Source organism: Desulfovibrio porci, assembly GCF_009696265.1.
GTDB classification, from domain to species: Bacteria; Desulfobacterota; Desulfovibrionia; order Desulfovibrionales; family Desulfovibrionaceae; genus Desulfovibrio; species Desulfovibrio porci.
Genome location: NZ_VUMH01000014.1, coordinates 48,598 through 74,329, shown reverse-complemented (window position 1 = coordinate 74,329; position 25,732 = coordinate 48,598). Strand labels below are relative to the sequence as shown.

General features: G+C 61.7%; 19 protein-coding genes and 1 pseudogene. 10 read left to right on the top strand and 10 right to left on the bottom strand.

Features of this window, described 5'->3' with window-relative positions; genetic code table 11:
* Positions 1–248: 248 nt before the first annotated feature.
* The 7 genes from FYJ44_RS12395 to FYJ44_RS12365 all read left to right on the top strand — a co-directional run bounded on the left by FYJ44_RS12395 (position 249) and on the right by FYJ44_RS12365 (position 10,914).
* On the top strand, positions 249–1,367 hold the full coding sequence (locus FYJ44_RS12395; protein WP_154512604.1) for an efflux RND transporter periplasmic adaptor subunit: 1,119 nt from the start codon (positions 249–251) through the stop codon (positions 1,365–1,367).
* 6 nt (positions 1,368–1,373) lie between these two features.
* A complete protein-coding gene (locus FYJ44_RS12390) occupies positions 1,374–4,577 on the top strand; it encodes an efflux RND transporter permease subunit (protein ID WP_154512602.1) in 3,204 nt (1,067 codons plus the stop codon).
* Positions 4,574–6,127 carry an efflux transporter outer membrane subunit gene (locus tag FYJ44_RS12385; RefSeq protein ID WP_154512600.1) on the top strand — a complete coding sequence of 518 codons (1,554 nt, stop codon included), beginning with the start codon at positions 4,574–4,576 and terminating at the stop codon, positions 6,125–6,127. The genes FYJ44_RS12390 and FYJ44_RS12385 overlap by 4 nt, the downstream gene beginning before the upstream one ends.
* Before the next feature lie 139 nt (positions 6,128–6,266).
* Positions 6,267–6,857, top strand: a complete 591-nt coding sequence (locus FYJ44_RS12380) for a hypothetical protein (protein WP_229772694.1) — start codon at positions 6,267–6,269, stop codon at positions 6,855–6,857.
* Positions 6,858–7,079: 222 nt separating this feature from the next.
* On the top strand, positions 7,080–7,874 hold the full coding sequence (locus tag FYJ44_RS12375; RefSeq protein WP_154512598.1) for a helix-turn-helix transcriptional regulator: 795 nt from the start codon (positions 7,080–7,082) through the stop codon (positions 7,872–7,874).
* Between the two features lie 361 nt (positions 7,875–8,235).
* Positions 8,236–9,765: an aldehyde dehydrogenase family protein gene (locus tag FYJ44_RS12370; RefSeq protein ID WP_154512596.1), complete on the top strand. Its 1,530-nt coding sequence runs from the start codon at positions 8,236–8,238 to the stop codon at positions 9,763–9,765.
* A gap of 69 nt (positions 9,766–9,834) precedes the next feature.
* A complete protein-coding gene (locus FYJ44_RS12365; RefSeq protein ID WP_154512594.1) occupies positions 9,835–10,914 on the top strand; it encodes an ABC transporter substrate-binding protein in 1,080 nt (359 codons plus the stop codon).
* A 336-nt stretch (positions 10,915–11,250) separates the two neighbouring features.
* Here the strand turns inward: FYJ44_RS12365 and proC are convergent, their stop codons facing one another.
* The 4 genes from proC to FYJ44_RS12345 form a co-directional block, all read right to left on the bottom strand.
* Positions 11,251–12,048 carry a pyrroline-5-carboxylate reductase gene (proC, locus tag FYJ44_RS12360; RefSeq protein ID WP_154512592.1) on the bottom strand — a complete coding sequence of 266 codons (798 nt, stop codon included), beginning with the start codon at positions 12,046–12,048 and terminating at the stop codon, positions 11,251–11,253.
* A gap of 17 nt (positions 12,049–12,065) precedes the next feature.
* The gene (locus tag FYJ44_RS12355) at positions 12,066–13,430 is read right to left on the bottom strand and encodes a sodium-dependent transporter (protein ID WP_154512624.1); all 1,365 of its coding nucleotides are present in this window, start codon (positions 13,428–13,430) and stop codon (positions 12,066–12,068) included.
* A 146-nt stretch (positions 13,431–13,576) separates the two neighbouring features.
* Positions 13,577–15,058: a Na+/H+ antiporter NhaC gene (gene nhaC / locus FYJ44_RS12350; protein WP_154512590.1), complete on the bottom strand. Its 1,482-nt coding sequence runs from the start codon at positions 15,056–15,058 to the stop codon at positions 13,577–13,579.
* A 100-nt stretch (positions 15,059–15,158) separates the two neighbouring features.
* Entirely contained in the window at positions 15,159–16,376 is a 1,218-nt protein-coding gene (locus tag FYJ44_RS12345; RefSeq protein ID WP_229772692.1) for a saccharopine dehydrogenase family protein, read from the bottom strand.
* 274 nt (positions 16,377–16,650) lie between these two features.
* Here FYJ44_RS12345 and FYJ44_RS12340 point away from each other — a divergent pair, with 274 nt between their 5' ends.
* The 3 genes and pseudogenes from FYJ44_RS12340 to FYJ44_RS12330 all read left to right on the top strand — a co-directional run bounded on the left by FYJ44_RS12340 (position 16,651) and on the right by FYJ44_RS12330 (position 20,887).
* Positions 16,651–17,304, top strand: a complete 654-nt coding sequence (locus FYJ44_RS12340; protein ID WP_154512588.1) for a GntR family transcriptional regulator — start codon at positions 16,651–16,653, stop codon at positions 17,302–17,304.
* A gap of 58 nt (positions 17,305–17,362) precedes the next feature.
* Positions 17,363–19,111, top strand: a pseudogene (gene ggt, locus FYJ44_RS12335) (gamma-glutamyltransferase).
* 180 nt (positions 19,112–19,291) lie between these two features.
* Positions 19,292–20,887 (top strand): amidase, encoded by a 1,596-nt coding sequence (locus FYJ44_RS12330; protein ID WP_154512586.1) that lies wholly within the window; start codon positions 19,292–19,294, stop codon positions 20,885–20,887.
* A 627-nt stretch (positions 20,888–21,514) separates the two neighbouring features.
* On the opposite strand, the gene FYJ44_RS12325 is transcribed toward FYJ44_RS12330, so the two are convergent.
* The 6 genes from FYJ44_RS12325 to FYJ44_RS12300 all read right to left on the bottom strand — a co-directional run bounded on the left by FYJ44_RS12325 (position 21,515) and on the right by FYJ44_RS12300 (position 25,699).
* Complete coding sequence (locus FYJ44_RS12325) at positions 21,515–21,937, bottom strand: hypothetical protein (RefSeq protein ID WP_154512584.1); 423 nt, start codon at positions 21,935–21,937, stop codon at positions 21,515–21,517.
* Positions 21,934–22,257 (bottom strand): hypothetical protein, encoded by a 324-nt coding sequence (locus tag FYJ44_RS12320; RefSeq protein ID WP_154512582.1) that lies wholly within the window; start codon positions 22,255–22,257, stop codon positions 21,934–21,936. The genes FYJ44_RS12325 and FYJ44_RS12320 overlap by 4 nt, the downstream gene beginning before the upstream one ends.
* A gap of 369 nt (positions 22,258–22,626) precedes the next feature.
* The gene (locus FYJ44_RS12315) at positions 22,627–23,298 is read right to left on the bottom strand and encodes a flagellar basal body-associated FliL family protein (RefSeq protein ID WP_326833687.1); all 672 of its coding nucleotides are present in this window, start codon (positions 23,296–23,298) and stop codon (positions 22,627–22,629) included.
* A gap of 197 nt (positions 23,299–23,495) precedes the next feature.
* Positions 23,496–23,876: a chemotaxis response regulator CheY gene (locus FYJ44_RS12310; RefSeq protein ID WP_154512580.1), complete on the bottom strand. Its 381-nt coding sequence runs from the start codon at positions 23,874–23,876 to the stop codon at positions 23,496–23,498.
* Positions 23,877–23,968: 92 nt separating this feature from the next.
* A complete protein-coding gene (locus FYJ44_RS12305; protein WP_154512578.1) occupies positions 23,969–24,751 on the bottom strand; it encodes a FliA/WhiG family RNA polymerase sigma factor in 783 nt (260 codons plus the stop codon).
* A gap of 135 nt (positions 24,752–24,886) precedes the next feature.
* On the bottom strand, positions 24,887–25,699 hold the full coding sequence (locus FYJ44_RS12300) for a MinD/ParA family protein (protein ID WP_154512576.1): 813 nt from the start codon (positions 25,697–25,699) through the stop codon (positions 24,887–24,889).
* Positions 25,700–25,732: the final 33 nt, after the last annotated feature.

Sequence of the window (25,732 nt, the reverse complement as noted above, 5' to 3'; positions counted from 1 at the left end):
TTCGCCGACATGTCCGTATTGCGATGAAGCCGTGCCGGCCGCAGGTCGGCCGGTTGAGTTTCGGACGCGCCGCGGCACATTTCAAGCTCAAAACCGCGGGACGGAGCCGCCGCGCGGCAACGCCGCGTTAACGGCATCGACATTGATGAACGTCCGCGCGGGGCGGACGCGCGCCTTCAACGCGGGGCCCCCGAGCCGAAAAGGCTTTTTCAGCGCGCGCCAAGGCGCCGCTCGCAACGGAGTAGTGCATGACCATGAGACCGCTGATTTTTCTTTCCCTTGTCCTGGGCCTTTGCCTGGCCCTTGCCGGTTGCGGCGAGGATAAAAAGGCCCAGCAGGCCATGTTGCCCCCGGTGGCCGTCTTTGACGTGACCGTGGCCGACGTGCCCTGGCCCGCCGAATACCAGGCCCAGGCTTCGGGTTCGCGCGCCGTGGAAGTGCGCGCCCGGGTGGAGGCCATTATTGAAAAACGCCTCTATGAGGAAGGCGATTTCGTGAAGCAGGGCCAGCTCATGTTCCAGCTGGAGCGCGACCAGTACGAAGCCAAGGTCCAGCAGGCCGAGGCGCAGTTCAACAATGCCGAGCGCGAATGGAAGCGCATCCGCCCGCTTTACGAAAAGAACGCCGTTTCCCAAAAAGAACGCGATTCCGCCCGCGCCGCCTACGAAAGCGCCAAGGCTGAACTGCGCCAGGCCAAGATCAATCTGGACTATTGCCAGGTGACGGCCCCGGTTTCCGGTTACAGCAGCAAGGAAAACTTCACCCCCGGCAATCTGGTGGGCAACAACTCTCTGCTCACCTATGTGAACCAGACCGATCCCATGTATATCGACTTTTCCATTGCCGCGCCCGAACGCATGCGCCGCCAGCAGCTGGCCGCCGCCGGGCGGCTGCGGTTCCCCGAAAACGGGCGCTACAAGGCGCGGCTGCGCCTGCTGGACGGCACCCTGTACAAGGGCGAGGGCGAAGTCACCTTCATCGACAGCCAGGTGCAGCCCAGCACGGGCGTCATCAAGGCCCGCGCGGTCTTCGCCAATGCCGACGGCCACATCATGCCCGGCCAGTATGTGCGCCTGTACATGGAAGGCGACGTGCTCAAGAACGCCGTGCTCATCCCGCAGAAGTGCGTGGTGCTGACCCAGAAAGGTTCGCTGGTCATGGGTCTGGACAAGGACAACAAAGTATACGCCATCCCCGTCACCCTCAGCGTGGCCGTGGGCGACCGCTATTTGGTGGACTCCGGCCTCAAGGGCGGCGAAAGGATCATCAGCGAGGGCCTGGTCAAGGCCCGGCCCGGAACCCAGGTGCGCGTGCAGGAGCCTGCCGCCCAACAGCAGCAGGCTCAGGCTCCCGCCGCTCAAAAGTAGGTACATATGGCCGCTTCCGCTAAGCCGAATCTCTTTTTGCGCCGGCCGGTCCTTTCGGCCGTCATTTCCATCGTGATCACCCTGGTGGGCGCGCTGGCCATGAAGGCGCTGCCTATTGCCCAATATCCGGACCTCGTGCCGCCCACGGTGCAGGTCAGCGTGTCCTATCCCGGCGCCTCCGCTGAAACCATCGCGGGCACGGTGCTGGCCCCGCTGGAAGTGAACATCAACGGCGTGGAAAACATGCTCTACATGACGTCCACGGCCGCTTCCGGTTCCGGTTCGGGCAGCATCAGCGTCTACTTCGCTCTGGGCACCAACCCGGACATGGCGCTGGTCAACGTCAACAACAAGGTTAACCTGGCCCAGACCCTGCTGCCCGAAGAGGTGCGCCGTCAGGGCGTGACCGTGGTCAAAAGATCCCCGGCCATGTTGCAGGCCTTTTCCTATTACTCGCCTGACGGCCGCTACGACGAGGTCTACATCCACAACTGGATGCAGATCAACGTGGTGGACGAGCTCAAGCGCGTGCCCGGCGTGGGCGACTGCTCGATCTTCGGTTCCATGAGCTACGCCATGCGCATCTGGCTTCAGCCGGACAAGCTGGCCAAATACGGCCTGAGCGTGGGCGAGGTGGCCCAGGCCATCCAGGATCAGAACTCGCAGTTCGCGCCCGGCCGACTGGGCGACATGCCCTCACCGGCCTCCACCCAGCTCACCTGGCAGATTGATACCGAAGGACGTCTGATCACGCCCGACCAGTTCGGCGAGATCATCATCCGCACCGGCGAGGACAGCGCCATGCTGCGCCTCAAGGATGTGGCCCGCATCGAGTTGGGCGGCCAGGACTATAGCGTGAGTTCCCGCTTCAACGGCGTGCCCGCGCGTATGGGCGCGGTCTATCTGCTGCCCGGCGCCAATGCCATATCCACGGGCGAGCGGGTTACCGCCCGCCTGAAGGAGATCGCCAAAACCCTGCCCGACGGGCTGTCCTACAGGATCGTGGTGGATACCAACGACTTTGTTATGGAATCCATCAAAGAGGTGATCAGCACTCTGGTGGAAGCCATGATCCTGGTGTTCATCGTGGTTTACGTCTTCCTCCAGAACTGGCGGGCCACCCTGATTCCCTGCATCGCCGTGCCGGTGTCCATCATCGGCACCTTCGCGGGCATGTACGCCCTGGGCTACTCCATCAACACCCTGACGCTCTTCGGCATGGTGCTGGCCATCGGCATCGTGGTGGACGACGCCATCGTGGTGCTGGAAAACGTCGAGCGCATCATGAGTTCCGAGCACCTGCCGCCCAAGGAGGCCACGGCCAAGGCCATGAACGAGGTCACGGCCCCGGTTATCGCCATCGTGCTGGTGCTCTGCGCGGTGTTCATCCCCGTGTCGTTCATGGGCGGTCTGGCGGGCCAGATGTACAAGCAGTTCGCCATCACCATCTCGGTGTCCGTGGTGCTTTCGGGCATTGTGGCCCTGACGCTCACCCCGTCGCTCTGCGCCCTGTTGCTCAAGCCTCATGCCCATGATTATACGCCGCCGCGCGCCTTTGTCTGGTTCAACTACGCCTTCGGGCGGGTGACCCACCGCTACCTGCGCACCGTGCGCTTCATCAAGGATTCGAGCCTGCGCGCCATGACGTTGTTCGCCCTGATGGTGGTGGCCATCGTCTGGCTGCTCAAGGTGGTGCCCGGCGGCCTGGTGCCCAATGAGGACCAGGGCTATATCCTGGGCATGGCCATCCTGGCCGACGGCGCTTCCCAGCATCGGACCACGGCGGTTACGGAAGTGCTGAGCGACTTTGTGCTCAAGCAGCCTTCGGCCTCCCACGTCGCCACCATTAACGGTCTCGACATCACCTCCATATCGGTGAAAAGCAATTACGGCACCTTTTTCGCCACGCTCAAGCCCTGGAGCGAGCGCAAAGGCGAGGATGAATCCGCCGAGGCCCTGACCAAGAAGGTCATGGCCGTGACCATGATGCAGCCCGAAGCCGTGGTGCTGGGCTTTACGCCGCCGCCCATCAGCGGCATGAGCACCACCGGCGGTTTTGAAGGCTACATCCAGATGCGCGGCGACGGCACCATTTATGATCTGGAAGCCAACGCCAACAAAATGGTGGCCGAGGCCATGTCCAAAAACGCCGACGGCACGCCCAAGTATCCGGCCATCGGCAATGTGCAGAACCTCTTCTCCACCGGCGCGCCCCAGCTCTACGCCAATCTGGACCGCGAACGCTGCAAGGACATGGGCGTGAGCGTCAGCGACGTGTTCTCGGCCATGGGGGCCACTTTCGGCACGACCTACGTGAACGACTTCAACTACATGGGCCGCACCTTCCAGGTGCGCATGCAGTCCGAGGCCGCCTACCGCATGCTGCCGGAATCGCTCAACGACGTCTTTGTGCGCAACAACAAGGGCGAGATGATCCCGCTCACCGCCGTCATGACCCTGGAGCGGCGCACCGCGCCCCAGGTCATGGAGCGCTACAACGTGTTCCCGGCGGCGCACATCCTGGGCAACCCGGCCAGCGGCTATTCCTCGGGCCAGGCCCTGGACGCCATGGAGCAGGCCGCCAACGCGGTGCTGCCCAACGACTTCAGTCTGGGCTGGGTGGGGTCGGCCCTGCAGGAAAAGCTGGCCAGCGCGGACACCACGCTCATCTTCGTGCTGGCTCTGGTCATGGTCTTCCTGATCCTGGCCGCCCAGTACGAGTCCTGGTCCCTGCCCCTGGCCGTGCTCACCGCCGTGCCTTTCGGCGTGTTCGGCGCGCTGGCGGCCACCTGGTTCCGGGATCTCTCCAACGACGTGTACTTCCAGGTGGCCCTGGTCACTCTGGTGGGCCTGGCCGCCAAAAACGCCATTCTGATCGTGGAATTCGCCGTGGAGTCCTGGCGCGACGGCCGCAGTCTGGACGTGGCCGCCATGCACGCCTCGCGCCTGCGCTTCCGGCCCATCGTGATGACCTCCCTGGCCTTCATTCTGGGCTGCGTGCCTCTGGCCATCAGCTCCGGCGCGGGCGCCAACAGCCGTCACGCCATCGGCACGGCGGTCATCGGCGGCATGCTGGCGGCCACCTGCATCGCCACGCTCTTTGTACCGTACTTCTTCAAGACGATTATGCAGCTTTCGCTGAAATTGCAGGGCAAGAAAGACCCCAATGAAGGCAAGAGCCGTTATGACGACGATCCGGAGGACATATGAACGCCCCCTATACAATCCGTCGGGCTCCGGCTTTTGCCGCGATCCGCGCGCTGACGCTGGCGGCGACGTTCGCCTTGCTGCTTTCCGCCTGCTCGCTGGCGCCGCGTTATGAGCGGCCTGAACAGGACATTCCCGAACAGTGGCGGAAGGTGGATCTGGGGTCCGCGCCGCTGAACACGGACTGGTGGACCCGCTTCAACGATCCTGTGCTCACGGCCCTGGTCGAGGAAGCCTTGAAAAACAATCAGGATCTGGCCGAATCCCTGGCCAGGATCGACTCCGCCGCGGCGCAGGTGGGCGTGGCCACATCCGCCCTGTTCCCGTATGTCAGCGCTGACGGCGGCGCGAGCTCGCAAAGCTCGTCCACCCGGGTCGCCAATTACAGCACTCAGGCCGACCGCACCAACACCAACTACCAGGGTTCGCTCAACGCCTCCTGGGAGCTGGATTTCTGGGGCAAGTACCGCAATAACCGCACCATGCTCAGCGACGTGCTGATGAACAGCGTGGTGGGACATGAGGCCCTGCGGCTTTCCGTGGCCGGGCAGACGGCTCAGGGCTATTTCGCCCTGCTGGCCCTGGACATGCAGCTGGACACGGCCCGGCGTACCCTGAAGAGCCGCGAAGACGCCTTCGGCATCTACACCAGCCGCTACAAGCAGGGCGACATCACCGAACTTGACTGGCAGCGGGCCAGGGCCGAGGTGGAAACCGCCCGCGCCCAGGTGCACACCAGCACCGTGGCGGTGGATCAGGCCGAAGCGGCGCTGGCCGTGCTGTTGGGTCGCTCGCCGCGCGACATCATCAACAGCGCCATGCCGCGCGGCATGGCCATCGGCATGCTGCCTTCGCCTCCGGTGCTGCCCGCCGGTCTGCCCTCCGAACTGCTGGAGCGGCGTCCCGACGTGCGCGCCGCCGAATACCTGGTCATGGCTTATAACGCCAATATCGGCGTGGCCCGCGCCCAGTTTTTCCCCTCCATCTCCCTGACGGGCATGCTGGGCACGCTCAGCGCGGCTGTGGGCAATCTTTTCATCAATCCGTCCGCGGCCTGGAGCTACGGCGCCAGCGGCACGCTGCCCATCCTGGACTTCGGCAACAACTGGTACAACCTGAAGGACGCCGAGGCGCAGAAAAAAGCCGCCATCGCGGTGTATCTGAAGACCGTGCAGACTGCCTTCCAGGATATCCGCACCTCGCTTACCTCCCAGCGCGAGGCGGACGCCATTGTGCGCAGCATGCAGATCCAGGTGGAAAGCCTGCGCCGCGCCGTGGACATCGCCCGCCTGCAATACGACAACGGCTATACCGACTATCTGACCGTACTGGATGCCGAACGCCAGCTTTTCTCCGCCGAGCTGCAACTGGCCGCGGCCCTGCGCGACCGCCTCAACGCGGTAGTCAGCGTGTGCATGGCGCTGGGCGGCGGCTGGGCTGATCCGGGCAAGAGCCCGAGCTTCCCGGTGGTCAACACCGAGCGTCTGTTGCAGGAAGAAACCGGCGTGGGCAAAACGGCGCCCGCCGCCGCACCCGCGTCGAACGGCAACTAAGCTTCACGCAGACTGAAAAACCCCGGCCCAGGCCGGGGTTTTTACGTTTCCCGCTTCCGGCCGTGGAGGCGGACAGGCCGGGCTTTACAGAAGCACGCGGGCTGAAGTAAAAAAGATCATGATGAAGCAGAGAGTGATAATGATCCTTGCCGCGCTTGCGCTTCTGATCTGCGGCATGCGGCCGGATGTGCCGGCTGCGGAGCAGAAAGGCGCGCCGTCGGCGTCGGCCGCCGGAAAGCGGGACAAGGCCGCCGCCCGGAAAACGCAGGCCCTGCACGGTTCGGCCTGGGCCTTCGGCCAGTCCGAGGACCGCAATTCGGCCATCTGGCGGCAGGGCACGCCGGCGCAGAATCTGCACAAGAGGGCCGTGAGCGGCGCCGGGGGCGGGAAGAAGGCCATGAATACCGCGCCGGGCATCGACAATGCTCTTAACGCGGCGAGCGGCAGCAAGAAAAAGCCGAAGAACGGCCTGGGCCTCAGTGTTGAGAACGAGACTTCCGCCTGGCGGGAACGCCTGCCGGCGGAGGGCGCGCGACCCGACGAGAGCCTGCCGCTGGAAAGCCGCCATGTGGTACGGGCTTTCGCGGATGTGGAAGCCGGGGATGATTTGAGCATCAGCGTGGGACCGGAGCTGATTCTGAAGGACGAACAGAACCGGGATCACAGCGCCAGTAACAGTCAGCCGGATTCGGCCCTGGGGCTTGGCATGCAGTTCAAACTGGATTTCTAGAGCGGTTCCGCATTGAAAGCAGGTATTTTCAATGGCAAATTGCTCTGAGAAACAATTTTCGGCGCATTTTCAGCGATGAGACGCACCCACACCGCTCCGCCGCCTGCCTTTCCGGCTGAATGAACCGTTGAAAAAATAGAGCGGTTCAAAGGCGATTCTCACCAGGCCGCCGTCCGCGTTGACGGATTCCTCCGGCGTGCCTTTCCATCCATGGATTTTTGTATGGAACCTCTGGAAGCCAAAAGCTATCTTGCGCCTTTTGATCCGGTCACCAGACCGGTATTCTGGTTCAATGACGATTTTCCTCCCGACACCTGGAGCAAGCCTCATGCGCATCCTTGGGGCGAGCTGGCCTACACCGGGCACGGCTGTATGGTCATGTGCACGAAGCAGGGCAACTGGCTGGCCCCGCCCCATCGGGCCGTCTGGGTGCCGGCCGGCTGTCGGCATGAGTGGTATGTGCCCTGCGAGGCCAGGGATTGCTCCCTCTGGATTGACCAGCGTGTGCTGCTGGGGGTGGAGCGCTTCGCGCGCTGCCACGTGATGAAGGTCACGCCCCTAGTGCGCGAGCTGTTGCTGCATCTCACCCCGCAACCCTATCCCTATGGCGAGGATGCCCGTGGCCGCCAGGTGGGCGTATTTCTGGACCTGCTGCTGGAATTGCCGGAAGTGGCGCAGCCTCTGGCCATGCCCAGCGACCACCGCCTGGTGGAGTTGTGCACGGCTCTGCTCACAACGCCCGGCGCGGCCACTTCCCTGGCGCAATGGGCTGAGCGCCTGGGCATGTCCGAGCGTAATCTGGCCCGTCTGTTCCGCCGGGAAACCGGCACCTCCTTCCGCACCTGGCGCCAGCGCCAGCGCATGCAGACCGCCCACGACCGTCTGAAGCAGGGCGAAAGCGTCACCGACGTGGCTCTGGACAGCGGCTATTCCTCGGTTTCCGCCTTTATCTCCACCTTCAAGCAGGTCTTCGGCCGTACGCCGGGCCGCGTGTTTCGGACGCGCAACGGCAGATAATTTCAGTGCCTTTTCACGGGAGCCGGACAGCCTGCGGTTGTCCGGCTTTTTATTTTTTTGTCCGATTGGCGACAGATTTTGTCAGATTTCAGCAAGCACCGCGCCTGAAAAAGGCGCTATCTGAAAATTGAGGAGAAAAAACACCGGCCTGTCCGAGCCGGTGTGAGTTGCCAGTGCAGATTAATATTAAGAGTGTGCATTCGCAACATGTAAAGACGCCCACTTCGGCGCGTAACAGCGCAAATAAATTGTGCTTACGCCTTCGTGGCGGACGGCTGCTCTCGCAGCCGCCAGAGCAATTTCAAAATGAACCTGCTCTAAAACCGGAATTTTCATAACTCGCACTTTGCGGAGGGTAGCCATGTCCGACATCAGGATCAAAAACTTCATCAACGGCGAATGGCAGGAAGAGGCTGGCGGCAAACGCGTTCCGCTCTACAATCCCTCCACCGGCGGGGAAATAGGCAGCGTGCCCATTTCCGGCCCGGCCACGGCGGAAGCGGCCATCGCCACGGCCCACGCGGCCTACAGGCCCTGGCGCAATCTCTCGCTGGCCAAGCGTATGGCCTATATCTATAAAATCCACGACTGCATGGTGCGGGATCTGGAAAAGCTGGCTCAGGCCATCGCTCTGGATCAGGCCAAGCATGTTTCCGAGGCGCGCGGCGAAGTGCAGCGGGTGATCGAAATTCTGGAATCCGCCGCGGCCACGCCGTCCATGATTCAAGGCGACACCCTGGATTACATCTCCACCAATATTTCGGCCAAGGTGGTGCGCCAGCCGCTGGGCGTGTTCGGGGGCGTGGCTCCCTTCAACTTCCCGGCCCTGGTCTTCGGCTGGTTCATTCCCTACGCCATCGCCGTGGGCAATACCTTCATCTTCAAACCTTCCACCCAGTCGCCGTACTTCATGCAGCTCATCTGTGAAATCTTCATGGAAATCGGGCTGCCCGCCGGTGTGGTCAACGTGGTGCACGGCAACCGTGACATTCCCGGCTCCTGGTATGAGGACCCGCGCATGGCCGGGGTCTGCTTGGTGGGCTCCACGCCCACGGCCAAGGCCATGGCAACCGGTTGCGCCAGGGGAGCCAAGCGCTCCATGCTGCTGGGCGGGGCCAAGAACCTGCTGCTGGTCATGGAAGACAGCAATATGGACGTCTTTATCAACAACTTTCTCAATTCCTGCTACGGCTCGGCCGGGCAGCGCTGTCTGGCCGGTTCCATCGTGGCCGCTGTGCCCGAAGTCTACGAAGAAGTGCTGGAGCGCATGATCGAGGCCTCCAAAACCGTCAAGGTGGGCGACGCCTTTGATCCCGACGTCTATATGGGCCCGCTGATCTCCCGCAAGGCAGCGGACAATGTGCTTGAGTACGTGGACATCGCCCTCAAACACGGCCAGGGCTGCAAACTGGTCCTGGACCGCCGCCGGGTCGACCTGCCGGAAAAGAACAAAAACGGCTACTTCGTCGGCCCCTGCATCATCCGCGACGTGACGCCCTGCAATCCTCTGTTCACCACCGAAGTGTTCGGGCCCCTGGTGGCCACCATCAAGGTGGCGGACATCCACGAGGCCATCGAACTGGTCAACAGCTCGGAATACGGCAACGGGGCCTGCATCTTCACCCAGAACATGCACTATGCCGAAGTGTTCAGCCGCGACACGGACGTGGGCATGGTGGGCGTGAACGTGGGCATCTGCGCGCCGCATCCCTATGTGCCCTTCGGGGGCATCAAAGGCTCCCTGCTGGGTACGGACAAGGTACAGGGCAAGGGCGGCATCGACTTTTTCACCCAGCACAAGGTCACCACCACGCGCACCTATGATCCCAAGGGCAAGGCCGGGCAGAACGCGCCCGCCGCGCCGCGCGTGCGCTCCTGCGTGGCTTCGTAGCGCATGAAGCGACAACGGGGCGCGGCCCCGCGCCCCGTCACAACACCCTCTAATTCCGGAGGCATGAGGATGAAATTACGCAACTTTTTAGGGCTGGCTCTGGCCGCCGTCCTGCTGCTGGCCGCCGCGCCCATGGCGCGGGCCAAGGAAATCATCAAGGTCCCCTCGGCCTGGATGAATGAAAATGAAACCTTCGCCGTCTGGCTGGCCCATGAAAAAGGCTGGGACAAGGAAGAAGGCATTGAGCTTGAAATCAATTACTTCAACTCCGGCATGGACATTGTTAACGCCACGCCCTCGGGTTCCTGGGTGGTGGCGGGAAACGGAGCGGTGCCCGCTGTCTGGGGCGCGTTGCGCTACAACACCTATGTGATCGCCATCGGCAACGACGAATCCTACACCAACGGCATTCTGGTCCGCCCGGACAGCCCCATCGCCAAGGTCAAGGGCTGGAACAAGGACTTCCCCGACGTGCTGGGCAGCCCGGAAACCGTGCGGGGCAAAACCTTCCTCTGCACCACCATGTCGTCGCCGCACATGGCCCTGTCCTCCTGGCTCAAGGTGCTGGGCCTCACGGACAAGGACGTGATCATCAAGAACATGGACCAGCCCCAGGCGCTGGGAGCGTTTGAAAACGGCACCGGCGACGGCGTGGCCCTCTGGGCTCCGCATCTCTATGTGGGCGAGGCCAAGGGCTGGAAGATGGCCGGCGACATCAAGAACTGCGGCCAGACCCTGCCTATCGTGATCCAGGCCGACAAGAAGTTCGCCGACGCCAACCCCGAGGTCATCGCGGCCTTCCTGCGCGCCTATATGCGCGGCATCCACATGCTCAAGAACGAACCTCCGGAAAGCCTGGCGCCCCTGTACCGCCGTTTCTTCATGGAGTGGGCCGGCCAGCAGTACACCCCGGAAGTGGCCCTCAAGGACATCAAGACCCACCCGGTGTTCAATTATGAAGAACAGCTCAAGCTGCTGGACAACTCCAGGGGCATGAGCGAAGCGCAGCAATGGCAGCAGTATCTGGCCGCCTTCTTTACCCAGCTGGGCCGACTGACCCCCGCTGAATATGAAAAGGTCAAGAGCGCCGACTATGTAACCGACAAGTTCCTGAAGATGGTCAAGCAGCCTGTTCCGCCGTACAAGTAAACCTGCGCGTGCTGTCCCCGCCTGAACGGCGGCTGTCCAGGGGTCCCGCGCGTGCGCTGCGCGCGGGACCTGTTACGCTCAGGAGCGCCGCTCCAGGGTGAAGCGATTTCAGTCCGCGCGGACCAGCGCCCACAGAAGCATGACGTATTGCACGCATTGCGAAACCGCCACAGCCCCGTTAGCGACGCTATGCCGATGGTTATGGGCACCATATGGCATTGCGCGATAAGGCCGATGGCGGCCTGCACGTCCGGGAGGAATCTTGCAAAGAGCGGACGGGCATCCGGTTCCCCGATACGGGGCGGAGGCGTTCCGCGCGGCCTCCGCCCCGGCGCGTCAGGACGCCATTTCCAGAGCCCGTCGGTGGGTGGCCAGAACAGCGTCAATGATGGCCCCGCGCACAGCCAGACGGTCCAGTTCGTTGGTCCCCGCAATGGATGAACCGCCGGGCGAGCAGACGTTCATGCGCAGTCTGGCGTGGGGCGTGTCGGGGTTCTCTTGGGCCAGTCTGACGCTGCCGAGCATGAGTTTTTCCACAAGCTGTTTGGCGTCGAGGTAGGGGAAGCCCAGACGCAGACCCGCTTCCACAAAGGATTCCAGCAGATGGAAGATGAAGGCGGGCCCGCTGCCGATGAGCGCGGAAAACTCGGGAATCTGGGATTCGTGCAGCACCACGGCGGTGCTGATGGCGCTGAACAGCTCCAGCACCAGTTTTTTCTGCGTTGCGTCCAGGGTCGGGTCGTCCAGACAAAGCGCGCAACAGCCTTCGCCCACCATGGCGGGCGTATTGGGCATGATGACGACGGCCGGGCAGGCTTGGGCGCTGTAGGTCTTGATCCGTTCCAGCGCTACGCCCGCCGCCAGGGAGACCAGCAGCTTGCCCGTCAGATGGGCAGCTATTTTTTCCACCACGCCCCGCACATGCTGCGGCTTCACCGCGATAAGCACCACGTCGGCCTGCCGGGCCGTCTCGATTTCATCGGCGCAGGGCGCAAGGCCGCAGCGTTCCCGCAATCCCTCAAGGGCCGCCGGGCTGGGATCGAAACCAATGACGCGCCATGTGCCGAGTTTTGCCACGCCCTCCAGGATGGCGCCGCCCATGTTGCCGCAGCCGATGCTTCCGAAAGTCAGCATGCCGTTCTCCTTGTTTTTTATTTGAGCAGGGATGCCCAGAGGCCCAGCAGCAGGATGATCCCCACCGCGCCGGGCGCCACAATGACCACAAAGAACTGCCAGTGCCGGGTTACGCGGAGTCTGCCCGCGCCTTTGTTGGCCTCGGCGGCAAAGGCGGCGAAGCCGAAACGCCGGGCCACGAACAGGCTTGTCAGCAGCGCTCCCACGGGCATGATCAGGGCCGTGACCATGTATTCGATGAAGACGAAGATGCTTCTGCCCCAGAGCCGGATGCCGGCCCAGGGCGCGTGCTCGCCATAGGAGAGCAGGGTGGGAAGGCTCAGCAGCAGCACGGCCGACAGGACCAGCGCCAGGGTTGTGTCGCGGCCCAGCTCCAGAACTTCGCCCAGGGCGCTTACAACGCCCTCCACTAGGCCCAGCCCGGAGGCGAAGCCCGAAATGATCAGCAGAAAGAAAAAGACGGCGCTGAGCGGCCAGCCGCCGGGCATATGGGCGAAGATGGCGGGCATGGTCTCGAAAATCAGGCCGGCGCCCGCGGCCTTGTTCAGGCCGAAGGCGTGCATGGCGGGAAAGATGACCAGTCCGGCCAGAATGGACACGGCCGTGTTGATGCCGGTGATGATCAGGGCGTCGGCCACGATATTGCTTTTTTCGCTCAGATAGCTGCCGAAGACGAACGCCGTGGAAACGCCGATGCCCACGGCGAAGAAGGTATGGCCCAGCGCGTCCAGGGCCATCTGAAGGTTGATGCGTCCGAAATCCGGCTTCAGAAACCAGGCCAGGCCCTCCCCGGATCCCGGCAGGCAGAGCGATCCGGCCGCCAGAAGGCCCAGAAAAAGCAGCAGCACGGGCATCAGATACTTGCAGGCCCGTTCCAGGCCGCGTTTCAATCCCGCCCGGATGACGAGGCCCATCAGCAGCACGGCCGCGAGCACATACGGCCCCAGGGCCGGGACGCCGGACGACGCGGCGTCGAACACGGCGGCGAGACTTGCCGGGTCCGTGCCGTGAGCAAAGGCGCCGCCAAGGCTTTTCAGCCAGTAGACCAGCAGAAGGGCCAGAATGACGCTGTAATAGGACAGGATGCCGATGCCTGCCGCCACGCCCAGCCAACCCGCCAGCCGGAACGGGCTGCGCGGCGGCGTCAGCCGCCGCATCCCCAGGATGCCGCCGTGCCGCGTGCGGCGGCCAAGCGCTATCTCCGCGATGAACAGGGGCACGCCCACTACCAAGGTGGCCAGCAGATAGACCAGAAGAAAGGCTCCGCCGCCGTTCTTGCTCATCATGTAGGGGAAACGCCAGATGGCCCCCAGGCCCACGGCAAATCCCGCTGTGGTCATGATGAAGCCCAAGCGGCTTCCCCAGGCGGCGCGATGGTCCATGTTCAGTTCCTCTAGGTCACGGCGCGTCATGGCGAAGCGTCGTGTCCCGCGCGTATTTTCCGGCTGTAGGCTCACCGGCTCCGCATCCGGATGCCGGTATTTTCACCCTGAAATCCGGATGCGGCGGTCAGGACGAAAGAGCGCGGCTATGCAGCGGCGGCCGCAGCTTCTTCCTCTTCCAGCAGGGTCGTGTCCGCTTGTGAATCGGCCAGACGGCGTTTGGCTTCGTCGGCGCTGATCTTCACGATGCCGATGCCCAGCATGGCGCAGGCCAGGCCGATGAAGACGCTGGAGTAGTTGAAGACCATCCACGGAAGGTAGTCAAAGGCGCTCACGCCCAGAACGCCGCTCATGTACACGGCGCCGGAGGCCCAGGGAATGGCGCCGTCGAGCATGGTGGCCGAATCCTCCAGGGCGCGGGACAGGTTCTTGGGATGCAGACGGCGCTTGAGATAGGAATCCTTGAACAGGGAACCGGGAATGAGAATGCCCATGTAGGCCGAGCCCGTGGAAAAGCAGAGCACCACGCAGGACAGAAGGGTGGAGATGATCAGGCCCCCGTCCGTGCGGACCCGGCCAAGCAGTTTTTTCAGCACCGTGGTCAGCATGCCGCTGCCGTGCATGATGCCGCCGAAGGCCATGGCAACGCAGAGCATGCCCATATTTTCCAGCACGCCCATCATGCCGCCGCGATTAAGCAGAGCCTGCACGGAGGGAATGGGCGTGGCCAGATAGTGGGTCATGCTCACCTTGAAGCCCGTGGTGGTGGAAAGGATGCCGTACCTGAGATCAAAGCCCTGGATCAGGCAGCCCAGAGCCACGGAAAAGACCGTGGTCAGCACGATGGTCGGCAGGACAGGCCACTTGAGCAGCGAACCGGCGATCAGCAGAATGACGGGAACAGCCAGTAGGAAGTGCAAGTTGTAAATTTCCGTCAACTGGTTCATAAAGTCCTGAACCTCGGCGGGCGTGCGCAGGTCGCCGGTGAAGCTGGACGAGGTGATGAAGAAGACCGCCACGCAGAGAATCGTGCCGGGAATGGTGGTATGGAGCATGTGCCCGATATGTTCGTAGGTCTTGGCTCCGGCCACGGCGGGAGCCAGGTTGGTGGTGTCGGAAAGCGGCGAGAGCTTGTCACCCACGTAGCAGCCGCTCAGGGCCGCGCCCGCCACAGGGGCCAGGGGAATGCCCAGGCCCTGGGCGATGCCGATCATGGCCACGCCGATGGTGGCGGCCGAACCCCAGGACGTGCCGGTGCAGCATGAGGTGAGCGTGCAGATCAGAAAGGCGCTCAAAAGCATGTAGTTGGGGTTCACCAGTTGCAGACCCCAGTAAACCATATACGGCACCGTGCCGCAGAACATCCAGGCCCCGACCATGCAGCCCACGCTGAAGATGACCAGCATGCCCTGCATGGCCACGTCGATTTTGTTCAGAATGGCTTCTTCCAGGTTCTGCCAGGGGCAGCGCAGGTACCAGGCCATCAGTCCGGCAATGACGGCGGAGCAGAGAATAAGAGGCTCGATGCGGTAATTGAGGTAGAGACGCCCGCCCATCAGAATGACGAACATCATGACGAGCGGAATGATTGACTGTAACAGCGACGGTTGTCTGCCAGGCGTGTTCATAGAGTACCTCTTAAGCGTTTGGGATACGGAGAGTCGCAGAACCTTTGGTATTCCAGCTTAGGGTATGCTGCCGCTGAACTTCCACTTCAGCGGCAGCTTTTTATTCCACCCTGGTGACGATGGTGATGTTGCGCCGGGCAAGTTCCCCCTGCATGAGGTCCAGGGGCATGGCCATGGGCAGGACCACGCCCCGTTCCTTGAACGCGCCCCGCGCGATGAGCCCGGCGGCGATGGAGACCGTGAAACCCACAAGGCGCTGCATGGACGTGAGGCCTGTGGCGGGGTCCGCGTAGTCGATGATGGTGTGGATCACGCGCACGGACCTGCCCTGCCTGGAGCCAGAGGCCTCCACCCGGATGTAGCCGATGTCCCGCTCGTGCTCGCGATACCAGAATTGCTCCTGCGCTGTGAGCAGGGCGGTGCAGAAATCCAGCGGCGAAACGGCCGCGCCCTTGACCATGACCGGCTCTTCCCGCAGGAAACCGCATTTGATCATGACGTCCCAGAAAGCGCAGTGGCCGGGGCGGCGGGCCGAAAAGCGGTTCATGTTGCGCACCTTGCCGCTGATGCCGAACATCTCGGCAAAATTCTGGCAATTGCCCGCAGCGTAGCACTCAAGATCGCAGTCCAGGGTTTCGTCGTGCAGAATGTGCGTGTTTTCCGGCGCGTAGAGTTTTTCCGCCGGCACCTCCACCACCTGGCCGTCCACGATTTTCTTGGTGGCGCGATAGTAGGAGACGAGCGTGCTCCGGGGCGACCAGGAGAATTTGTACGAAAGGGCGTTGTCGCAGGCGGCCTCCTCGGGAAAGCCCGCGCCGTAGGAGTAAAAGTGGTCAATTTCGTCCAGCCTGCCCAGAGCGTCGGCGCCCAGCATCAGGTCCAGGCCGGGGTCCATGCCGAATGCGATGAGCAGTGTGCAGTCCTTACGGCGGGCCTCGGCGTCAATGGCTTCCATTTCGGCCTTCATCCTGCGGAAGATGGCCGGGTCGGTCATGGACTGGCCGATGTAATACATGCTGCTGACCAAATGCACGCCCGCCTCGGCCGCCAGGCGGCCCACCTTCATGGCGAATTCCACAGGCAGCAGTTCGATGACGACGTCATGCTCCGCAATGAGCGCGCGCAGGTTTTCCGTGTCATTGGCGTCCAGGCTTACGGCTCTGACTCCTCTGGCCGCGTAGCCCGGCATTTCCGCCTCATACCTGGGACCGCAGTCGGCCACGGTGACGCCGGAAAAGACGCGGTGCCCCAGGACGTCATGCAATGCTCCTTTTCCCTGCAGGCCCATGCCCAAAATCAACAACCTCTTGTCCGACATGATGTACCCCCATTTTCTACAATATGGCTTATAAATTACGTATGTTCAGCAGACGAGCCTCCTCCGGAAAAACTGGTGGGATCCTTAAATGCGTTTCTCTAAAAATTTTTTAATGAATGCATTAGTTCGGTTGAACAAAAAATATTCTTGACCAATTTTCATGTCAAGAAAAAAGAAGGGAAAATCCCAGATTTCATTCTTCTCCGCGGCAGGAAAAACTTTACAGGTTTCAGACGGATGTCTATAGTAGGCCGGAGACCGGGAGACAACTGCCATGAATAATAAAGAAAATGCTGAGCAGAAGGCCTACCGGCTCATTATCAGAGACATCAAGCTCAAGTATCAGCCCGGCGATTTTTTGCTGGAGCGGGATCTGGCCGAGCGCTTCGGCGTGAGCCGCACGCCCGTGACCATCGCCCTGAACCGTCTGGTGGCGGAGGGGCTGCTGCAGAAACTGCCCAAAAAAGGCTGTTTTATTCCCAATCTTAACGGCGACGACGCGCGGGCGGCCTTCAGCGTCCGCATTCTGCTTGAATCCGAAGCCGCCCGCCTTGCTGCGCTGCTCGGCCGCAAGAACGCGCTGCTGGAGATGCAGCGTATTCTCGCGGCTACGGAGCGGGCCATCGACAGCGACGATTTTCTCAACTTCACCTTCCGGGATGAGGATTTCCACCATGCCGTGGTCCGGGCCGCGGAAAATTCCTATCTCTATGAAGCCTGGTCGCGCATCTATCTGCGCTGCAATCTGTACACCCGTTTTTTTGACAGGCTTTACACCCGCAAAACACCGCTGAAATCGGGAACTCTGGCCGAGCACAGCGCCATTTACGACGCTCTCCGCCGCAAGGACGCCGGTCTGGCGGCCAAACTGGTGACCGACCACTGCCAGGGAGCGCTGACCTACGTGACCAGCGCGGCTCTGGGGTGAGCCGAAGCCGGAAGCGGGCGGCCGCTCCGGCCATGGCGACACATTCCAAGGAGGAGGTATGGGGATGAAAAATGTATCCGCGCGCGTCTGGCAATGTGGCCTGGCGTTTCTGCTTTCGTTCTGCCTGGCCGTGCCGGGCGCGGGGCTGGCGGCGTCCGTAGCGCCCGTGGCCGCGGAAAACGGCATGGTCGTCACCGCCCAGCATCTGGCCAGCAAAGTGGGCGTGGACGTGCTGAAAAAGGGCGGCAACGCCATTGACGCGGCTGTGGCCGTGGGTTACGCGCTGGCCGTGGTCTACCCGGCGGCGGGCAATCTGGGCGGCGGAGGCTTTATGGTCATCCAGATGGCCGACGGCCGCACGGACTTCCTGGACTTCCGGGAAAAGGCCCCGCTGGCCGCCACGCCGGACATGTATCTGGACAAGAACGGCAACGTGATCCCCGACCTGAGCACGCGCGGGCATCTGGCCGTGGCCGTGCCCGGCACCGTGGCCGGACTGGAAATGGCCCGGGATCTGTACGGCACGCGGCCGCGCGCCGAACTGGTCCGCCCGGCCGTCACGCTGGCCGAAAAGGGCTAGGTGCTGGAACGGGGGGATGCCGATCTCTTTGCCGAAGCCACCGAGGATTTCCGCAAGGATCCCGCCTCGGCGGCCATCTTCCTCAAGCCGGACGGCTCGGCCCTGCGCGCGGGCGACCGCCTGGTGCAGAAGGATCTGGCCCGCACCCTCAAGGCCGTTTCCGCCAAGGGCGCGGCGGGCTTTTACCAGGGGCCGGTGGCTCAGGCTCTGGTGGCCGCCAACCGGGCGGGCAAGGGCCTGCTCAGCCAGGCCGATCTGGATCAGTACAGCCCCCGCCGCCTGCCGCCCATTGAGTGCGATTATCGCGGCTATCATGTGGTTTCAGCGCCGCCGCCCAGCTCCGGTGGGGTGGCCATCTGCGAAATGCTGAACATCCTTGAAGGCTATCCGCTCAAGGAGTGGGGCTTCCGCTCGGCCAAGGCCGTGCATGCCCAGATTGAAGCCATGCGCCATGCCTATATGGACCGCAACACCTATCTGGGCGACCCGGATTTTGTCAAAAATCCTGTGGCCCGTCTGACGGACAAGGCCTACGCCGCCAAGATCCGGGCGGCTATCAAGCCGGACAAGGCGGGCGTGTCCGCCAAGATCAAGCCGGGCACGGCTCCGCATGAGGGCAACAACACCACGCATTATTCCATCGCGGACCGCTGGGGCAATGCCGTGTCCGTGACCTATACCATCAACGACTGGTTCGGCGCGCGGGTCGTCGCCGGCGGCACGGGCGTGCTGCTCAACGACGAAATGGACGACTTCACGTCCAAGCCGGGCGTGCCCAATATTTACGGCCTGGTGCAGGGCGAGGCCAACTCCATCGCGCCGGGCAAGCGGCCGTTGTCCTCCATGAGCCCCACCATTGTTTCCAAGGACGGCAAGCCCGTGCTCATCGTGGGCACGCCCGGCGGCAGCCGGATCATCACCGCCGTGCTGCACACCATCCTGAATGTCATCGACTACGGCATGGACATCCAGGAGGCGGTGGACGCTCCGCGCTTCCACCAGCAGTGGCTGCCCGAGGCCACCAATCTGGAAACCTTCGCCCTGTCGCCGGACACGCAAAAGATTCTGGAAAAGGCCGGTCACAAATTCGGGCCGCCGCAGCCCGCCAACCATGTGGCGGCCATTCTGATCGGCGCGCCCAGGCTCGGCGGCGAGCCTGTGGGCCGGAACCGTTTCTACGGCGCCAATGATCCGCGCCGCAACACGGGGCTGGCGCTGGGATACTAGAGCAATTTCGCTTTGGGTTCAGCCTGAACAGCAGAGTATCGTCGTACCATTTTCTCCGCTTGTAACGGGAGGCCGCGCGTTCATACGCACGGCCTCCCGTTTGCGCTTGTGCGAAGAGCGTATTCTGTTTACGTTAACTAGAGCAATTTCAAAGTGAAATTGCTCTAAAGGAGAACAGTAATGACTACGGCTATGAAACGGCGTGATTTTCTCCGCTTGAGCGCCATTGCGGCGATCGAAGCCGGTCTTTTCACATTCGGCCTTTCCCGCCCCGCTCTGGCTTCACCGGCGGAAAAAGAGGGCCTGGCGTATCTTACGGCTCTGGAGCAAATCCAATATTACAGGGAAGGCAAACTTTCCCCGGTGGATGTCCTCACGGCCCAGATTCAGAGAATCAGGAAGTATAACGGCCCGTTGAATACCAGTGGCGAAGCATTGAAAGACCATATGAAATTTAACGGTCAGGTCAACGCCATTACCTATGAGCATTTCGATCAGGCGATGAAAGCCGCGAAAGAGTCTGAAAAGCGCTATAAAACGGGTTCAGCCCGGGTTCTGGAAGGCGTGACTGTCGCCATCAAGGATGAAAACGACGTGCGGGGCTGGCGCGTGACCATGGGGTCCGTTGCGCTCAAGGATGCGCCTCCGTCCAAAGAAAATGCCGCCATCATTGATATGCTGCTCTCTGCGGGGGCGGTATTGCATATTCAGACCACGGTTCCGGAGTTCTATATTCACGGCCAGACCTGGTCCCGGCTGTGGGGCGTCACGCGCAATCCTTGGAATCTCTATTATGCGGCCGGGGGGTCTTCCGGCGGGTCCGGGGCGGCTCTGGCCGCCGGTTTCACCACCCTGGCCACGGGTTCGGACATGGGAGGGTCAATCCGGATTCCCGCGTCATTGTGCGGACTCTATGGATTCAAGGCGCCTTTCGGCCGTGTCCCCACCTCCGAGACGACTTTTGAGACCCTTGGCCCGCTTGCCCGTACTTTCGGGGACATGGCGCTGATGCAGAACGTCATTAGCGGACCGCATCCGAAGGTTCACGCCGCCCTGCGCCCGAAGCTCGACTACCCGCAGAACTACAAGAATCTCAAGGGGGTGAAGATCGCTCTTGATTATTTCGGGGGCTGGATAAAAGAAGGCATTGACGTTTCCGTGCGGGATTCCTTGAACAGGGCCGCGGACGTCCTGCGCGGGCAGGGGGCCGTTGTCGATGAAGTGCGGCTGGGCTGGAGCTACGCGCGGATCTATCAGATCTTCATGAACGGCCTGCTTTCCACCGGGATCGGCGCCATGATGCTGAACGGCGAAAAGTACCAGGATATCATGACCAGCTATGCCAGATATGCTCTCAAATCGGCGCGCAACGGCGGGCCCGCGGCCATGGATGCTGCCGATGAACTGGCGACCCGGCTCCACCGGCAACTGCAGGAGGAAGTCTACGGCAAGGGCTATCACGCGCTGATCATGCCCACCCTCGCCACGCCCTATTTCCCGGCGGACAATGATCCCACAACCGATACGGTGACAGTCAACGGCAAGCCCGTCAAAGGCATGGAACATGCGCTGACGTACATCTGGAATCTGCTGAGCCGCTATCCCGTTGTGGATGTGCCGGTGGGTATCGCCCCCAACAATATTCCCATGGGCATGCAGGTGGTGGGCAACACCTTTGACGATCTTGCCGCGTTTCGGGTCGCATCCGGCTATTCGCGGGCGGGGCTCCGCCTGTACAGCGGGGAGTTGTTCCCGGATTACCGGGACAAGGCCTGAGTGCGAAGCTGAAAGCACAGATCCCGGAACGGAATACCTTTACGCCTGGCGTTTCAGAGGTAATCCCGTCAAAAAATACAAACTGCCGTTGTCGATCTCCGTTGGCAAAAAAAGCCATGCGGGAATCGGTAGCGGCGTCGCTTTTGGGTCGGTAAGATTACTCTGATTTAGAGCGAATTAACTTTAAGATTATACATGGCCGGGACTCGATGTTCTGGCCCGTGAGTTTCTCGCCTCCGCCGGAGCTATACGCCGCAAGTGAGTTGCGGCTACTCCGGCGTCGCGGCGCCTTCAGCCGTTCGAGCGAAGCGAGTTACGGATGAAGAGAGCAGAGATGAGTCTCGCTTTGCTCGACTCTGTGAGCAATTTTTAAAGTTAACTTGTTCCAGAAACAGCCCCCAAACTCAGCCCTCATTAAACCGCCGACCGCGAAAAGCTGAATTTTTTCAAGCAGCAAGGCGCAAAGCAGGAATTGGCTGAAGCTGTACCGGCATAGCGCTGCTCTCGTTATCCGTAAGGCGGCTCCGCTGCCCAACGGCTAGCGCACTGCAAGGTCAATTTCTACATTGCAACGCCGCTGTATGGAAAAAGGCGGCTTTGCAGCAGGCGGATTAATGAGGGCTGAGCCTAGGGATTCTGGGCCAGAATCAGTTCCACCTCATCCACGCTGAGCCCGGCGTTGCGGGCGATCTGGCGGCTGGAGAGACCCTTGCGGCGACCGTTGAGGATGATTTCGCGCAAAAATTGCGGCGAGCGGCAGATGCCTTCGGCCTGTTCCAGCAGGCGTCGCAATTCCTGGGCGCGTTCTTCCAGCTTTTCGTCCAGGCTGCGCAGTTCGGCCTGGCGCTGGGCGAAGGTCGCCACGATTTCCCGCTCCAGGCGGGCGTTCATCTCAATGCGGGCCAGCAGATTTTCCTGATTGTCCTGCAAGGTATTGAGCAGGCCTTCGGAGCGGCGCAGACGCAGGTAAAAGAAGAGCACGCCGCCCAGAATAAGCAGCTCCAGCAGGGACAAGGCAATGACCAGCGCAAAAAAGAGGGTGTCGTTCATACTTTGACGTTCAGCAGATTGCCCACCAGCGGCGAGGAAGAGGCGCGCGGCTCTTCGTCTTCGGCTTCGTGCAGCGGGGGGCGCTTGCGGCGACGACTGCCGAAATGCGTGTTGCCTCCGCCGTGCCCGTCGGGCGCAATGTTGGGGCCTTCGGTTTTTTCTGTTTTTTCGATCTGTTGCTGCTCCTGGCGGGCCATTTCGGCAGCCAGAACACGCGACATGGCCAACGAAGCCTGTGGGGCTACGGCGGCGGCATTGGCCAGGGGCGCGGCCAATCCTGTCTGGGCGTAGAGCACGGCCATGGTGGCGTCAATGCTCATGGCGATTCCCCGGACGTCCTTCGGAACGTCCTCACCTGGGCTCGGTCTTCATTGAACAGCCTGCTGCGAAGCTGTCTTTTTCCGTCCTGCGGCCTTGCAATGGGGAAATTGATCTTGCGGTATGTTTGATACTGCCTCGCCCAATTTCTCCTTTGCGCCTTGCCGTCCGAAAAAATGCAGCTTTTCGCGGGCGGCGGTTGAATGAGGGCTGGACCTTGCGGTTAATTCCGCCATGCACCACTTCAAAATCTGAAGGAAGCTGCGCCGACGGCGTCGCCGTGAACAATAAAAAACACGCTTTTTGTTTGCCACTCCGCAACGATACGGAACTGTTACCCTTGCAATGCGGTACAGGGCGATAACGGCCCCTTATTCATTCAGATAGCTTTCAAACAGGATGTCTTCAATCTTGCCCTGGGTCAGACAATCATTGAGCACGGCGGTCAGATCCTGCTTGATGGCCGGTCTGTTCCGGGAGTCCGTCAGATAGTCGCTGCTTTTGCTGCGCAGATAGTAATACATGGCGTCGCGCAGGGAAATCATCTTGTGGTCCATTTCCTTGCCCAGGCCGGGATTCTTGCTCAACGCGGAAAATTTGCAGATCAGAAAGCGGGTTTCACCCTTGGCGTCGACGCCCGGCACCAAAAACGGCGCAAATTCCTTGATGTAATCGGGCTGGACCTGCACGGCCGGCTTGGAGGGCACCACGATGACCTCGGGCGCGGGGATATCGGGTGCGGGCGGCGGCGTGCGCAGAAAAAACCACCAGCCGGCCGCGCCCAGAACCAGCAGCAGGGCCGCGCCCGCTCCGGCCATGATAAGCAGCTTTTTTTTCTTTTTCCTGTTCCGGGCAGCGCTTTCGTCTTCTTCAGGGGGAGCGGGGGCGTTGTCCTCCTGCTCGGTGGGCAGGTCGTCTTCCGGCACCTGGAGAAAGGGCGCGTCGTCCAGGTCCAGCTCCACCTTGGTCTGGCCGGGGTCCGGCCCCAGGCGGACCTGCACTTCATCCTTGGGGGGAGCTTTGAGATCGGTTTCGTCTGCCACGAGTATACTCCCGGATGGCCTGAAAAGATGCGGCGGTTCCCGCACTGCCGTGAAGCCGGGCCGGTTGCCGCCGTCACGCCGCCGCTATGAACGCTGTCAGACCCCGCGGCGCGGGGCGTCGGCCATGGAGATTGCGCGGGCCGGAGAAATGTCGGCGGTCCGTTGCGGCGAAGGCGGCAAGCGCGGATCTTGCCGCGCTACGGAAAAATTTTGTCGATCTTCTGTTTCATGGTGTCGGCGGTGAACGGCTTGACGATGTAATTGGACACCTTGGCCTGCACCGCTTCGATGATGTTTTCCTGCTGGGCCTCGGCCGTGACCATCAGGAATGGAATATCAGCGAACTGTTCGCTGGCGCGCACCTTGCGCAGCAGGTCAATGCCGGTCATCTGGGGCATGTTCCAGTCGGAAACGATGAATTCGATTTTTTCACGGTTGAGCACTTCCCAGGCCGTGGTGCCGTCATCGGCTTCAACCACGTTGGTGAAGCCGATCTGGCGCAGAATGTTACGCACAATGCGGCGCATGGTGGAAAAATCATCCACAATGAGAACGCGCATATTAGGATTATAAGGCATGATGTATACTCCTTAGGTGGTCCGGACGAAGCGGCATAACGCTGACGCGTTCGTACTGCAACGCAAAGTCCGTCTGTCTGTTTCCGCTACATTTACATTTCCGCGGAGTCGCCGTACAGGCTGACAAACTCTTTGCGCAGACGGCCCAGGGCCTGCGAATGCAACTGCGAGACGCGGCCTTCGGTAATCCCCATGATTTCAGCCGTTTCACGCATATTTAATTCGTCTGTATAGTATAATGACAGTACCAACTTTTCTCTGGGCGTCAAGCGCTCGATCAGCGGCGCGACTCGTTCCACGAGTTCACGCAGGGCCGTGTTGCTGTATGGCTCGCCGCCGCTTTCCGGTCCCTCGCCGGCCAGGGTGTCCTGAATGGCGTCCAGGGAAAGCCAGAGCTGATTCTGCAGGGCTTCCAGGCCCTGGCGCACGTCGCGCAGATCCAGGCCGGTGATGTCTTGCAGTTCTTCTTCGGTGGCCTGGCGGCCCTGTTCGTGTTCGACCTTGCGCAGAGCCTCGTCCAGCACACGCACGCGCTGGCGCAGGGAGCGGGGGAACCAGTCCAGCCGACGCAGTTCGTCCAGCATGGCTCCCCGGATGCGGTTTTCGGCGTAGGTTTCAAAGCGGATGCCCAGCTGCGGCCGGAATTTGCCCAGAGCTTCCATAAGCCCGAGAGTGCCGGAGCTGATCATTTCGCTCAGCTCCACACTGCGGGGCAGCTTGGCTTTGAGCCGCAATGCCAGAAAACGGATCTTGGGCGCGTAATGCCGGACCACATCTTCCTGTTCAGCCGAGGAGAAATTCTCCCAGGCTGTGGCGCCGGTTTCAAGCGCTTCCCAGGGACTTGCCTGTTGTGCCTGCGCTGTGCCGGTTTTCATGTGTCGTTCCTTTCCGGTTCGTGCCTCTTCTTCCTCCGGCATGCCCGCATGCCCGTAGTGTTGCCGCCGCCCTCAGCCCGCCCGGCCGGACGACGGAGAAATGAACCTGTTGAGATTAATGCAAGTTCTGTTCCGTCAACGGAACAGCAGTTTTTTCCAGAAAAATTTGATATTGCCGTCCAGATTTTCCGGAGCTTCCCAGGCGGCGATGGTCTTGGCCAGTTGCAGCGTGGCCTTGGCGGCCGGGCTTTGGGGATCGCTGACGCAGAAGGGCAGCTGCTGCACCACCGCCTTGCGCACGCCCGTGTCGCGCGGAATCACGCCCACCAGATCCAGGGACACGCCGCTGAGGAAGTGGTCGCAGGCCTGGTGCAGGCGGATGAATATATCCTTGGCGGTCTTGAGGTCCGGCGCCATATTCACGCAGACCTTGAAATGTTCCACCCCGTGGGTGAGCTTGAGCACCTTGATCAGGGCATAGGCGTCGGTCAGCGAGGTGGGCTCGGGGGTGAGCACCACCAGGCGTTCCTGAACGGCCATGTTGAAATAGAGCACATTGTCGCTGATGCCCGCGCCGGTATCCACAATGAGATAATCCAGCTCGTCCTCCAGTTCGCCCACGGCTTCCAGCAGCTCCAGCTTCTGGCCGGTGGAGAGGGTGAGCATTTCGCTCATGCCGGAGGAGGCTGGAAGAATGTCAAAGCCGTACGGCGTGGGGAAGAGGATTTCCCGCAGGGTCGCGCCCTCGTGGAAAAGGTGGAACAGGTTTTTCTGCGGGGTCAGGCCCAGCAGCACGTCCACATTGGCAAGGCCCAGATCGGCGTCGATCAGGGCCACCCGCTTGTTGAGCTGGGCCAGGCAGAGCGCCAGGTTGACCGAAAGATTGGTCTTGCCGACGCCGCCCTTGCCGGAAGTGACGGAAAATACCAGAGGGAATGTGCCGCTCATCTGTCTGCTCCGCATTGTTTGTATGCTCTGGGC